The 12,926-nt window shown below is 64.2% G+C and carries 11 protein-coding genes; 5 read left to right on the plus strand and 6 right to left on the minus strand.

The features are described from left to right. Positions 1–2: 2 nt before the first annotated feature. The gene (locus AC1ECK_RS19825) at positions 3–710 is read right to left on the minus strand and encodes a paraquat-inducible protein A (protein WP_480321856.1); all 708 of its coding nucleotides are present in this window, start codon (positions 708–710) and stop codon (positions 3–5) included. Positions 711–1,009: 299 nt separating this feature from the next. Between AC1ECK_RS19825 and AC1ECK_RS19830 the strand changes: the two genes are divergently transcribed. From AC1ECK_RS19830 to AC1ECK_RS19845, 4 genes are all read left to right on the plus strand, one after another. Then, positions 1,010–1,570: a cytochrome b gene (locus AC1ECK_RS19830; RefSeq protein WP_480321858.1), complete on the plus strand. Its 561-nt coding sequence runs from the start codon at positions 1,010–1,012 to the stop codon at positions 1,568–1,570. An 8-nt stretch (positions 1,571–1,578) separates the two neighbouring features. Continuing rightward, positions 1,579–2,142: a YceI family protein gene (locus tag AC1ECK_RS19835; protein WP_480321860.1), complete on the plus strand. Its 564-nt coding sequence runs from the start codon at positions 1,579–1,581 to the stop codon at positions 2,140–2,142. 81 nt (positions 2,143–2,223) lie between these two features. Continuing rightward, a complete protein-coding gene (locus AC1ECK_RS19840; protein ID WP_480321862.1) occupies positions 2,224–2,802 on the plus strand; it encodes a YceI family protein in 579 nt (192 codons plus the stop codon). A 100-nt stretch (positions 2,803–2,902) separates the two neighbouring features. Next, positions 2,903–4,180: an MFS transporter gene (locus AC1ECK_RS19845; RefSeq protein ID WP_480321864.1), complete on the plus strand. Its 1,278-nt coding sequence runs from the start codon at positions 2,903–2,905 to the stop codon at positions 4,178–4,180. 79 nt (positions 4,181–4,259) lie between these two features. Here AC1ECK_RS19845 and secF read toward each other — a convergent pair whose 3' ends face one another. From secF to queA, 5 genes are all read right to left on the minus strand, one after another. Further along, the gene (gene secF, locus AC1ECK_RS19850) at positions 4,260–5,210 is read right to left on the minus strand and encodes a protein translocase subunit SecF (RefSeq protein WP_480321866.1); all 951 of its coding nucleotides are present in this window, start codon (positions 5,208–5,210) and stop codon (positions 4,260–4,262) included. A gap of 18 nt (positions 5,211–5,228) precedes the next feature. Then, the gene (gene secD, locus AC1ECK_RS19855; RefSeq protein ID WP_480321868.1) at positions 5,229–7,280 is read right to left on the minus strand and encodes a protein translocase subunit SecD; all 2,052 of its coding nucleotides are present in this window, start codon (positions 7,278–7,280) and stop codon (positions 5,229–5,231) included. A gap of 145 nt (positions 7,281–7,425) precedes the next feature. After that, the gene (yajC, locus tag AC1ECK_RS19860; protein ID WP_090686642.1) at positions 7,426–7,749 is read right to left on the minus strand and encodes a preprotein translocase subunit YajC; all 324 of its coding nucleotides are present in this window, start codon (positions 7,747–7,749) and stop codon (positions 7,426–7,428) included. Between the two features lie 251 nt (positions 7,750–8,000). Continuing rightward, positions 8,001–9,236, minus strand: coding sequence for a tRNA guanosine(34) transglycosylase Tgt (tgt, locus tag AC1ECK_RS19865; protein ID WP_480321870.1), 1,236 nt, complete (start codon positions 9,234–9,236; stop codon positions 8,001–8,003). Positions 9,237–9,400: 164 nt separating this feature from the next. Further along, the gene (gene queA, locus AC1ECK_RS19870; RefSeq protein ID WP_480321872.1) at positions 9,401–10,450 is read right to left on the minus strand and encodes a tRNA preQ1(34) S-adenosylmethionine ribosyltransferase-isomerase QueA; all 1,050 of its coding nucleotides are present in this window, start codon (positions 10,448–10,450) and stop codon (positions 9,401–9,403) included. A 156-nt stretch (positions 10,451–10,606) separates the two neighbouring features. Between queA and recG the strand changes: the two genes are divergently transcribed. Then, complete coding sequence (gene recG / locus AC1ECK_RS19875) at positions 10,607–12,919, plus strand: ATP-dependent DNA helicase RecG (RefSeq protein ID WP_480321874.1); 2,313 nt, start codon at positions 10,607–10,609, stop codon at positions 12,917–12,919. Positions 12,920–12,926 lie beyond the last annotated feature (7 nt).

Consider the following 12,926-nt stretch of genomic DNA (forward strand, 5'->3'; position numbering starts at 1 on the left):
GCTTATCCCTGACGCGGCGTGGCCGGCTGGCCGGCCGCGCTTGCCGTGACCGCTGCCGCGGCGCTGTCGGCCGCGGTGCGCGGCATGGGCCGCGCGCGCCGTCCGTTCAGCTCGTCGGCGAGATCCCACAAGGTACGCGGGTCGAAAGTGACGACCACGGCGAACATCAAGGTCAGCGCGCCGAAGGCGAACAGTGCTGCTTCGGGGATCACGCGGGCGAGACTCACCATCTTGACGATGGTGATCAGCACGCCGAGCATGAACACCTCGATCATGCCCCACGGCCGCACGAACTGGATGGCGCGCAGCACCTGGTTGAAGCCCGGCGGCACGTAACCGGAGCGCAGCGGGATCAGCACGTAGAGCAGCGCGACGAGCTCGGTCAACGGAAACAGCGTGGTCGCGCAGAACACCATCACCGCGACGATCTGCATGTCCTCGTTCCATAGCGCCACCAGCGCGCCGAACAGGGTGGTTTGCGAGGTAATGCCGTTGGCGTCCAGTTCCAGAATCGGATAGCCCTGGGCGATCATGAAGGTGAAGAGCGCGGCCAAGGTCATCGCGCTGATGATGTCCAGCCGTCGCGACACGGCTTGATAGAGCGTCGCGCCGCAGCGCGGGCAACGCGCCACGAGGTGGCGGCCGGCGAGGTGCGGTTTCTGGAAAAGCGTATCGCACTCGTGGCACGCGATCAGGTTGTCATGTTCCATACGGCAGAAGCGCAAAACGACGTGAGCGGGGCGTGCAACGCAGGCTTGCACGGTAAGGTCGGGCGAAAGCCTGGAACAATAGTACCAAAGGCTCGCCACCATGCGCGCTTAGGTCACCCCAGCGAACTCCCCAACCGGCTTTTTCGGCTTGGGGTAGCATGGCGGCCTTGGCGTGCTGCGCTGCTGGCCGGCCTGATCGACGGACAGCGAGCGGCGGCGGCCAGAGCAGCCCTGCTCGATACGTGCAGGGTTCCCCGGCCTGCATGCGCCGCTCACCACTCAGCTTGCGTTGACCTTTCATGGCACCCAAACCTAACTTCGGTGCGCGCGACTCGTACACCCGAACGGCCATCGCGCTTCACTGGCTGATCGCGCTGCTGATTGTCTGCGGCTTCGCGCTTGGCTGGGTGATGACCGATATCCCCGGCTTTACGCCCACCAAACTGCGTTATTTTTCCTGGCACAAATGGATCGGCGTGACGGTGTTCGGGCTGTCGCTGCTGCGCATCCTGTGGCGCGCCACTCACGGCGCGCCGCCGCTGCCGCGCCGCATGGCGCCCTGGCAACGGGCCGCAGCCAACCTCACGCACCTGCTGCTGTATGTGCTGATGATCGCGATTCCACTGTCCGGCTACCTGTATAGCTCGGCCGCCAACGTGCCGGTGGTGTATCTGGGGCTCGTGCCGCTGCCGCGTCTGATCGCGCCCGACCCGATGCTCAAGGTCCTGCTGAAGAATCTCCACATTACGCTCAATTACACGTTGCTCGCCCTGTTCGTGCTGCATGTGGCAGCGGCGCTCAAGCACCAATGGTTGGACCGCGACGGCCTGCTGTCGCGCATGCTCCCTTTCATCAAATAAGGACCAACATGAAAGTTTCGTTTTATCGCTACATGCTGGCGGCGTTTGCTGCCGCGTCGCTGAGTGCGGCGGGCAGTGCGCTCGCCCAGGTCGACCTGACGAAGAGCACGATCACGGCGACGTCCAAACAGATGAACGTGCCGGTCGAGGGCAAGTTCAACAAGTTCAGCGCGGACGTGAAGTTCGACCCGTCCAAACCGGGCGACGGCAGCGCGCAATTCAGCGTCGAGGTGGGCAGCTACGATCTGGGCGACGAGAGCTACAACGACCAGGTGCGCGGCAAAGACTGGTTCGATGCCAAGACGTTCCCGCAGGCCACCTTCGTGTCGAGCGCGATTGCGCCGGCGGGCAGCAACCAGTTCAAGGTGACCGGCAAGCTGACCATCAAGGGCAAGTCGCAGACCGTGGTCGTGCCTGTCACCTTGACGCAGCAGGGCGCGAGCCAGGCCTTCGACGGAGCGCTGACGATCAAACGCTCGCAGTTCGAGATCGGCACCGGCGAGTGGAAGGACACCTCGGTGGTGGCCGACGATGTCGTCATCAAGTTTCATATCGTCGCTGCACACAAGTAAACGCACTGCGCAAACGCACCATACGCACTGCGAACCTGCACCGGCGCGAGGCGTGCGGTGCTTTCCTCAAAGGAGCTTGACTTGAAGACAACCCTTTTGATCGCCGCTGCCGCCCTGAGCGCTTCCGTCTCGTTCAACGCAATTGCGGCCGACACCTATCTGCTCGATCCGACCCACACCTATCCGAGTTTCGAAGCGGATCACCTGAACGGCCTGTCGGTGTGGCGCGGCAAGTTCACCAAAAGCTCGGGTACGGTGACGCTCGACCGCGCCGCCAAAACCGGCACGGTCGAGGTGACGGTCGACCCGGCTTCGATCCAGACCGGCAATACCAAGCTCGACGAGCATCTGGAATCGGACGCGTTTTTCGATGTCGCCAAGTATCCGTCGGTCACTTATAAAGGCACGGAGATCAGGTTCGACGGCGACAAGCCGGTTGAAGTGATCGGCAGCCTGACGATGCACGGCGTGACCAAACCGCTGAACCTGACGATCGACTCGTTCAAGTGCATGCCGCATCCGCTGCTCAAGCGCGAAGTGTGCGGCGTGGAGGCCAGCGGCCATTTCGACCGCGCGGATTACGGCATGGATTTCGGCAGCAAGTATGGATTCAGCATGGATACCAAGCTGCACATCCAGGCGGAAGGCCTCAAGCAATAAGCGGCTCCGGCATCGGACTGGTTGTGCGTGCATCCAGTCCGGCCTTACAAGGGCGGGATTGAGCGCCCACACGACTACGACACGCGCAACGGAGATCTGCATGAACGCAACGACGTCTGCAAGCCTCGCCGCGAGCCGTCCCAACTCGTGGCGGGTGGTGGCGGCTGCTTCGATCGGCAACGCGCTGGAATGGTTCGATCTGGTGGTCTACGGCTTTTTCGCGGTGCTGATCGCCAAGCTGTTCTTTCCCACCGGCAACGACACCGTGTCGTTGCTGCTGACGCTCGGCACCTTCGGGGTGTCGTTCTTCATGCGGCCGCTCGGGGCGATCGTGATCGGCGCCTACGCGGACCGCGCCGGGCGCAAGGCCGCGCTCACGCTGTCGATCCTGCTGATGATGGGCGGCACGCTGATTATCGCGGTCCTGCCGACTTACCAGAGCATCGGCCTCGCGGCGCCGCTGATTCTGGTCGCCGCGCGCCTGATGCAGGGCTTTTCCGCAGGCGGGGAGTTCGGCAGCGCGACGGCTTTTCTCGCCGAGCACGTGCCCGGTCGGCGCGGCTTTTTCGCGAGCTGGCAGGTGGCGAGCCAAGGGCTGACCACGCTGCTGGCGGCCGGCTTCGGGGTCGTGCTGACGGGCAACCTGTCGGGCGAGCAGATGGCGGCGTGGGGCTGGCGCGTGCCGTTCTTCTTCGGCCTGCTGATCGGGCCGGTCGCATGGTATATCCGCACCCGGCTCGACGAGACGCCGGAGTTCCTTGCCGCCGAGACCACCACGACGCCGCTGCGCGATACCTTCGCCGGTCAGAAGCTGCGTCTGCTGATCGCGGTGGGGGTGGTGGTGCTGGGCACCGTGTCGACCTATCTGGTGCTCTTCATGCCGACTTACGGCGTCAAGCAACTGGGCCTCGCGCCGTGGGTCGCGTTTGCCGCGATCGCTTTGACCGGCGTGATCCAGATGCTGTTTTCGCCGCTGGTCGGCCATCTGTCGGACCGGCATGGCCGTACGCGGATCATGCTGGTTTCGGCGCTGCTGCTGCTCGTCCTGATCTACCCGGCGTTCGTCTACCTCGTCGCGCATCCGAGCTTCGGCACGCTGATTGTCGTGCAGATCGTGCTCGGCTTTCTGATGACCGGTTACTTCGCTGCGTTGCCGGGTTTGCTGTCGGAGATTTTCCCGGTCCAGACACGCACCACCGGCATGTCCCTCGCGTACAACATTGCGGTGACGATCTTCGGCGGCTTTGGCCCGTTCATCATCACGTGGCTGATTGGCGCGACGGGGTCGAAGGAGGCGCCGAGCTTCTACCTGATATTCGCTGCGTTGGTGAGTCTGATTGCACTGCGCGCGGCGCGCCGCAAGCTTGGGTTTCGCTGAGCGGCGTGCGGTAAACGGCAAAGGCCGGTTCGACTGAACCGGCCTTTGCTTTTTCGACTGCTGCCGACTGCCTCGAACCTCAGACCTGCGCGCCTGCGTTCGGGTCGTTCGGATCGTGGCGTTCCTTCTTGTCCTTGATCAGGTCCTCACGCTTCACGCCCAGCCACATCGCCAGCGCCGCCGCAACGAACACCGACGAATAGATACCGAACAGAATACCGACCGTCAGCGCGAGAGCGAAGTAGTGCAGGGTAGGGCCGCCGAACAGGAACATCGACAGCACCATCATCTGCGTACAGCCGTGGGTGATGATGGTCCGCGACATCGTGCTGGTAATGGCGTGGTTGATGACCTCGATGACCGTCATCTTGCGCTCGCGGCGGAAGGTTTCGCGAATCCGGTCGAAGATAACCACGGATTCGTTCACCGAGTAGCCGAGCACCGCCAGCACGGCGGCCAGCACCGACAGCGAGAACTCCCACTGGAAGAAGGCGAAGAAGCCGAGGATGATCACCACGTCGTGCAGGTTGGCGATCACGCCGGCCACGGCGTACTTCCATTCGAAGCGGAACGACAGGTAGATCACGATGCCGGCCACCACGCAGGCGAGCGCGAGCAGGCCGTTGGTGACGAGTTCCTTGCCGACCTGCGGGCCGACGAACTCGACGCGCTGCAATTGCACGTTGGCGTCTTCAGTCTTCAGTGCGCCCATCACCTGATCGCTCTGCTGCGCGGAGGTCAGGCCGGTCTTGACCGGCAGACGGATCAGCACGTCGCGCGAAGTGCCGAAGTTCTGCACCTGAGCGTCCGGATAGCCGAGCTTGGCGAGCGTGCCGCGCACCGGCTCGAGCGGCACGGTGGTCGGATACTGGACTTCGATGACCGTCCCGCCGGTGAACTCCACCGACAGATGCAGCCCGCGATGCAGCAGGAAAAACACGGCAGCGATAAACGTCAGCAGCGAGATCGCGTTGAATACCAACGCGCGCTGCATGAGCGGCAAATCTTTGCGAATGCGGAAAAATTCCATGGTCTTGTTCTCCGGGACTCAGCGGGATGAACCCGGTTTCTGCGGCGTATTGCCGGGGCTGTTGCGGCGGCGCACCGTCGGCTTGCCGGCGCGAGCCTGGCCCGCGGTCGTCTTCGGCTTGGCGGTGGCAGCACTGAGCGCACGCGCCGTGTCGGTCGCGGCGTCCTCGATGCCGAGGGGGTACCCACCGGCAGCCGCGCCTGCACCTTCAACCGCTGCCGGCCGCCAGACCTGGCCGATTGCCAGCGACTTCAGCTTCTTCTTGCCGCCGTACCAGAGGTTCACGAGGCCGCGCGAGAAGAACACCGCGGAGAACATCGACGTCAGGATGCCGATACAGTGCACGATTGCGAAGCCGCGTACCGGACCCGAGCCGAACGCAAGCAGCGCCAGGCCGGCAATCAGGGTCGTCACGTTCGAGTCGAGAATCGTCGCCCAGGCATGCGCATAACCGTTCTGGATCGCCAGTTGGGCCGGCGCGCCGTTGCGCAGTTCTTCACGCACCCGTTCGTTGATCAGCACGTTCGCGTCAATCGCCATACCGAGCGCCAGCGCGATAGCGGCGATACCCGGCAAGGTCAGCGTGGCCTGCAGCATCGACAGCACGGCCACCAGCAGCAACAGGTTGACCGACAGGCCGATCATCGAGATCACGCCGAACAGCATGTAGTACGCGATCATGAAGGCGGCGATCGCGACGAAGCCCCAGACCACCGAGTGGAAGCCCTTCTTGATGTTATCGGCGCCGAGGCTCGGGCCAATTGTGCGTTCTTCGATGATGTCCATCGGCGCCGCCAGCGAGCCGGCGCGCAGCAGCAGCGCGAGGTCGGCGGCGGCTTGCGGGGTCGGCTGGCCGGTGATCTGGAAGCGGTCGCCCAGTTCCGACTGGATTGTCGCGACCGTCAGGACCTGGCCCTTGCCCTTTTCGAACAGCACCATCGCCATCGGCTTGCCGATGTTGTCGCGCGAGACGGCGGCCACGGCGCGGCCGCCGGCCGAGTCGAGGCGGATGTTGACCGACGGACGCTGGTGTTCGTCGAAGCCGGCTGAGGCGTCGATGATGCGGTCGCCGGTGAAGATCACCTGCTTCCTCAGCAGCACCGGCGCCTGGTTGCCTTCGGTGAACAGTTCGTCACCCGGCGGTACCGCTTCACCCGGTTGCGGATGCGTGTTCACCGGATCGGCGAGGCGCGCTTCGAGCGTCGCCGTGCGGCCGATGATGTCCTTCGCCTTCGCGGTGTCCTGCACGCCCGGCAGTTCGACCACGATGCGGTCGGAGCCTTGCTGCTGGATCACCGGTTCGGCTACGCCAAGTTCGTTGACCCGGTTATGCAGCGTGGTGATGTTCTGCTTGAGCGCGGCGTCTTCGACGGTCTTCTGCACCGCTGGCGTGAACGTGCCGACCAGTTGATAGCTGCCGTCAGGCGCCGTTTGCGTGGCCCACTGGAGTTCGCTGACGCTGCGCGACAGTTGCTTCGAGGCCGCGTCCGCCGTGTCCTTGTCGGCGAAATTGATCACCACCGTCTGGTTGACGCGGTTCACGCCGCCGTCGCGGATGTTGTTGTCGCGCAGCAAGGTGCGCGCGTCCGAGGCGTCGGAGTCGAGCTTCTTGTTCAGCGCGCCGGCCATGTCGACCTGCAGCAGGAAGTGCACGCCGCCGCGCAGATCGAGGCCGAGGTACATCGGCAGTGCGCGCAGCGCGGTGAGCCAGCGCGGTGACGCGCTTTGCAGGTTCAGGGCGACGACGAAGTTCGGATCGGTCGGGTCGCTGTTCAGCGTCTTCGACAGCAGGTCCTTCACGCGCAACTGCGTATCGGTATCCGACAGACGCACGCGGATATTCGCGTTGCTCGACGAGTTGTCGAACGTCACATCGGAAGCGGTGATCTGATTGGCAGCCAGTGCGGCTTCGATTTGCGACAGCGTCGTCGAATCGAGCTTGACCGTTGCCTTGCCGCTCAACACCTGCACCGCCGGCGCTTCGCCGAAGAAATTGGGCAGCGTGTAGATGAGGCCGATGGCAAGCGCCACGACCATCACGACATATTTCCAGAGGGGGTAACGATTCATGGGGTGGTCCAACGGGAAGGTTGGCTTGGAAGCGATGCGTCCGGCGATGAGCGCGGCAGAAGCCGCGCACCTGTTTGCATGGATGACATGGCAGGCATGCTGGCTTCAGTTCCGCGAGGCCGCGCCGGACGCGAGAGAGCAGGCCTTACAGCGACTTGATCGTGCCCTTCGGGAGAATCGTCGTGACCGATGCCTTTTGCACGGTGATTTCCGTGCCTTCAGCGATTTCGACGCCGACATACGCGTCGCTAACCTTGGTCACCTTGCCGACGATGCCGCCGTTCGTGACCACTTCATCGCCCTTGGCCATCGCGGCGAGCATGTTGCGATGTTCCTTCTGGCGCTTCATTTGCGGGCGAATCATGATGAAGTACAGCACGCCAAACATCAGGATCAGCGGCAGGAAGCTCATCAGGCTCGATTCTGCACCGCCTGTGCCTTGAGCGAAGGCGCTTGAAATGAACGACACGTTGGTCTCTCCGTTATAACGATCAAAAAAATCAGCCGATTATTCTACCACCGGCATTTGGCTACGACGGCGCGGCAAATGGGCTTTCCGATCAAGCTGTTAAAGCCTCTTTGGGTAGCGTCGCAATGTGATTGTAATGTCTTGCGTGTTGGGCTGAAGGATTCTTCGGCAGAATCCTTCGGCGGGCGCTATTGTGGGCCTTCAATGCGGCATTTAAATGCTCTTTTTTGATGGTTTCTCGTAAGAGCCCTCTAGGCGGCCTGCTCGACACCCCGTGTCCGGTTCTCGTGGAAGCGTTTGCGGAACGCCTCGAACGACTGCGTCTCGATCGATGCGCGGATCTCGCTCATTAGCTCGAGGTAGTAATGGAGATTGTGGATCGTGTTGAGCTGCGCGCCAAGGATTTCGCCAACCCGATGCAGATGATGCAGGTAGCCGCGGGTGAAATTCCGGCAGGTGTAGCAGCCACAGCTTTCGTCGAGCGGACGCAGCGAGTTCTTGTGGGTCGCATTGCGGATCTTGATGTCGCCGAAGCGGGTGAAAAGCCAGCCGTTGCGCGCGTTGCGGGTCGGCATCACGCAGTCGAACATGTCGACGCCCGCGGCCACGCCCGCCACCAGGTCTTCCGGCGTGCCGACGCCCATCAGATAGTGCGGCTTGTGGGCCGGCAGCTTCGGACCGATGTGGTTGAGCACGCGCATCATGTCTTCCTTCGGCTCGCCCACTGACAGGCCGCCGATCGCCAGACCGTGGAAGTCCATCTCCGCCAGCCCCGCCAGCGATTCGTCGCGCAGGTCTTCGAACATGCCGCCCTGGACGATCCCGAACAGCGCGTTCGGATTGCCCAGAGCGTTGAATTCATTGATGGAACGCTGTGCCCAGCGCATCGACATGCGCATCGAATCGGCGGCGTCCTTGTGCGAAGTGGGCACGTTGTTGGTGGCGTACGGCGTGCACTCGTCGAATTGCATGACGATGTCCGAGTTCAGCACCTTCTGGATCTGCATCGACACTTCGGGCGACAGGAACAGCTTGTCGCCGTTGATCGGCGAGGCAAACGTGACGCCATCTTCGGTGATCTTGCGCAGATCGCCCAGAGAAAACACTTGAAATCCGCCGGAGTCGGTGAGGATCGGCCGGTTCCAGCCCATGAAGCGGTGCAGGCCGCCGTGCGCGCCGATCGTCTCGAGCCCCGGGCGCAGCCACAGGTGGAAGGTGTTGCCGAGGATGATCTGCGCCTGCATCTCTTCGAGCTCGCGCGGCTGCACCGCCTTCACCGTGCCGTAGGTGCCGACCGGCATGAAGATCGGCGTTTCGACCACGCCGTGGTTCAGCTTCAGGCGCCCGCGACGAGCCTGGCCGTCGGTGGCGAGCAGCTCGAATTCGAGGCCGTTGGCTGGGCGTTCGGCGCTGTTGTCGGTGTGATTGGCGCAAATTGCGCAGTTGGCGCTCGAGGCGCCCGTATCGTGGCTATGACCTTCGGTCATGGGGACTCCTGTGCCACCGGAGAACAGTCCGGCGCAAATGATGAGCGCCGCCGGGCAAGGCACGGCGGCTGGGTAAAGAAAAAACGAGGTGCGGCAGACTACCCTGAGCGCGGGCGGTACGCAACGCTATCGCACGATATGTCCGCCATGCGACGCAACAGGGTTCAGCCGTCGTTGCGCGTCAGCAGCATTGCGTCGCCGTAGCTGAAAAAGCGGTAGCGCTCCTCGATCGCGTGCCGGTAAGCCGCGCGGATCGTCTCGACGCCGGCGAACGCCGACACCAGCATCAGCAGCGTCGATTTCGGCAAATGGAAATTCGTCACCAGACGGTCCACCACGCGGAACCTGTAGCCCGGCGTGATGAAAATATCGGTTTCGGCGGCGGTCGCGGCGAGCGGCCGGCCAGCAGCTTCGGCGTCACGCGCGGCGGCTTCGAGCGCGCGCATCGAGGTCGTGCCTACCGCAATCACGCGGTTGCCGCGCGCCTTCGTTTCGACGATCCGCTCCACCAGCGTCTGCGGCAACTGATACCACTCGCTGTGCATCTTGTGCTCGGCGAGGTTCTCCACCCGCACCGGCTGGAACGTGCCGGCGCCGACATGCAGCGTGAGCGTCGCGCGCTCGACGCCGTGTTCGGCGAGGCGCGCCAGCAGCGCGTCGTCGAAGTGCAGCCCTGCGGTCGGCGCGGCCACCGCGCCTGGATTTTGTGCAAACACCGTCTGGTAGCGGGTTTCGTCAGTCGCGTCGGGGTCGTGCTCGATGTAGGGCGGCAGCGGCAGACGGCCGAATTGTTCGATCAGCGTCAGGCAGTCGTTGGGGAAGTGCAGCGTATAGAACGGCTCGACGCGCTCGCCGACCGTCACATCGAAGGCATCCGCCAGACGCAGCGTCGTACCGGGCGCGGGGCTCTTGCTGGCGCGGATTTGCGCGAGCGCCGTGCGCGCGCCGGTCAGACGCTCGACCAGGACTTCGATCTTGCCGCCGCTGGCCTTCTGGCCGAGGAAGCGCGCCTTCAGGACTTTGGTATCGTTGAACACCAGCAGATCGCCGGGCGCGATGCATTCGGGAAGCTCCGCAAAGCGGCGGTCGGTGAAACGCGCGGGCGTGGTGAGGTTGTCCACTTCCAGCAGACGGCTTGCGCTGCGCTCTGGCAACGCGGTTTGCGCGATCAACTCGGGCGGCAGATCGAAATCGAAATCGGAAAGCGTGAACATGCGGACTGACTGGATGCTGGAGGTGAAACGAAACTGAATTGGCCCGAAGCCGGGCGGATTTGCACCGAAGCCTCACGGCGTGCGGCTATGATTGCGGGACGCCGCTGCGGCGCCGCGAAACCTTTGAAAGCCGATATTGTACTTGCGAAGCAACTCATGCCTTTGTCCGACCGCCGTTTGCCCTCCGCTACCGACGAAGTGAGCGCCGAGCCGAAGCGCCCTGCCGCTCGCGGCAAGGGCGGCGAACTGCTCAGGTCCGGTCCGGACAATGCAGCCAAAGGAACGCGCTCAGCCAGGCCGGCCAAGGCGGCTACAGATGCCGAAGCCGGCGTGGCGGCCGATGAAAAGGCCAGCAAAAAGACTGACAAAAAGACCGATAAAAAGGCCGGCACGGCCGCGCCGGCGCTCGCCAAAACCGCCGACAAGCTCGCCAAACTCGGCCTCACGAGCGACATCAATCTGGTCCTGCATCTGCCGATGCGCTACGAGGACGAAACCTCGCTGACGCCGATCGGCCATCTGCTGCCGGGCGGCATGGCGCAGACCGAAGGCGTGGTGTTCGACAACGAAATCGCTTATCGTCCGCGCCGCCAGTTGCTGGTCAAACTGCGCGACGACGCCGGCGACGAGCTGGTGCTGCGCTTTCTGAACTTCTACGGCTCGCAGGTCAAGCAGATGGCGCTCGGCGCGCGGCTGCGGGTGCGCGGCGACGTCCGCGGCGGCTTCTTCGGCATGGAGATGGTGCACCCGGCCGTGCGCGTGGTGGATGAAGACACGCCCTTGCCACAGGTGTTGACGCCAATCTATCCGAGCACTGCGGGCGTGAGTCAGGCGTATCTGCGCAAGGCGATCGATAACGCGCTTTCGCGCACGGCGCTGCCGGAGTTGTTGCCGGAAGCGGTCGCGCGGACCTATCTGGAGCCGCTCGGCGTGCCGCCGCTGATGCAGGCGGTGCGGATGCTGCATCATCCGGGCGTCGATTCCGACGAAACCGCGTTGATGGACGGCACGCACCCGGCCTGGGTGCGCATCAAGTTCGAGGAATTGCTGGCGCAGCAGATGTCCCTGAAGCGCGCCCACGACGAACGGCGCACCCGCGCGGCGCCGAGCATGCCGCGGCGTACCGCCGATGATCCGGCTTCGCTGGTGGCGCGTCTGCTGAACGCGCTGCCGTTTTCGCTGACCGGCGCCCAGCAGCGCGTGGGCGGGGAAATCGCGCTGGATCTGACCCAGCCGCATCCGATGCAGCGCCTGCTGCAGGGCGACGTCGGCAGCGGCAAGACCATCGTCGCGGCGCTCGCCGCAGCGCAAGCCATCGACGCCGGCTATCAGGCGGCCCTGATGGCGCCGACCGAAATCCTCGCCGAGCAGCACGCGCGCAAGCTGCGCGGCTGGCTGGAGCCGCTCGGTGTGAGTGTCGCGTGGCTGGCCGGCAGCCTGAAAACCAAAGAAAAGCGTGCCGCTATCGAAGCCGCGGCGCTCGGTACCGCGCAACTGGTGATCGGCACCCACGCGATCATCCAGGATTCGGTGGAGTTCGCGCGGCTTGGCCTCGTGATCGTCGACGAACAGCACCGTTTCGGCGTCGCGCAGCGGTTGGCGCTGCGCGCCAAGGCCCGCAACGCGGCCGACGGCGCGCGCGATTTTCAGCCGCACCAGTTGATGATGTCCGCCACGCCGATCCCGCGCACGCTGGCGATGACCTATTACGCCGATCTCGACGTCTCGACCATCGACGAGCTGCCTCCCGGCCGCACGCCGATTCTCACCAAGCTCGTTTCCGACGCGCGCCGCGAGGAGGTGATCGGCCGGGTTCGCGAGGCGGCGCTGACCGGGCGCCAGGTCTACTGGGTTTGTCCGCTGATCGAAGAAAGCGAGACGCTGCAACTGCAGACCGCCGTCGAAACCTACGAAACGCTGGTCGCCGCGTTACCCGAATTGAAAGTCGGCCTGGTGCACGGGCGCCTCGCCCCGGCGGAGAAAGCCGCGGTGATGGACGCGTTCACCCGCAACGAGGTGCAATTGCTGGTGGCGACGACCGTGATCGAAGTCGGTGTGGACGTGCCGAACGCCTCGCTGATGGTGATCGAGCACGCCGAGCGCTTCGGCCTCGCGCAGTTGCACCAGTTGCGCGGCCGGGTCGGGCGGGGCAGCGCCGCATCGGTGTGCGTGCTGCTCTACACCGGGCCGCTGTCGATGACCGCTCGCGCCCGTTTGCAAACCATGCGCGAAACCACCGACGGCTTCGAAATCGCCCGCCGCGACCTCGAAATCCGCGGTCCGGGGGAGTTTCTCGGCGCGCGTCAGTCCGGCGCGGCGATGCTGCGCTTTGCCGATCTGCAGCAGGACGGCTGGCTGATCGAGCCGGCGCGCGAAGCGGCTGCGCACCTGCTGGAGAAGTACCCGGAGGTCGTCACCCAACATCTGGCGCGTTGGCTCGGCGCCCGGGAGCAGTACCTGAAAGCCTGACCAGCGC

The sequence above is a fragment of the Paraburkholderia sp. SSBN10T genome, from assembly GCF_056619545.1.

Excerpts from the sequence above, each read along its gene's own strand:
- AC1ECK_RS19835 (WP_480321860.1), top strand. The coding sequence starts at position 1,579 with ATGAAAGTTTCGTTTTATCGCTACATGCTGGCGGCGTTTGCTGCCGCG.
- recG (WP_480321874.1), top strand. The coding sequence starts at position 10,607 with ATGCCTTTGTCCGACCGCCGTTTGCCCTCCGCTACCGACGAAGTGAGC.
- secD (WP_480321868.1), bottom strand. The coding sequence starts at position 7,280 with ATGAATCGTTACCCCCTCTGGAAATATGTCGTGATGGTCGTGGCGCTT.
- AC1ECK_RS19830 (WP_480321858.1), top strand. The coding sequence starts at position 1,010 with ATGGCACCCAAACCTAACTTCGGTGCGCGCGACTCGTACACCCGAACG.
- AC1ECK_RS19845 (WP_480321864.1), top strand. The coding sequence starts at position 2,903 with ATGAACGCAACGACGTCTGCAAGCCTCGCCGCGAGCCGTCCCAACTCG.
- queA (WP_480321872.1), bottom strand. The coding sequence starts at position 10,450 with ATGTTCACGCTTTCCGATTTCGATTTCGATCTGCCGCCCGAGTTGATC.
- tgt (WP_480321870.1), bottom strand. The coding sequence starts at position 9,236 with ATGACCGAAGGTCATAGCCACGATACGGGCGCCTCGAGCGCCAACTGC.
- AC1ECK_RS19825 (WP_480321856.1), bottom strand. The coding sequence starts at position 710 with ATGGAACATGACAACCTGATCGCGTGCCACGAGTGCGATACGCTTTTC.
- secF (WP_480321866.1), bottom strand. The coding sequence starts at position 5,210 with ATGGAATTTTTCCGCATTCGCAAAGATTTGCCGCTCATGCAGCGCGCG.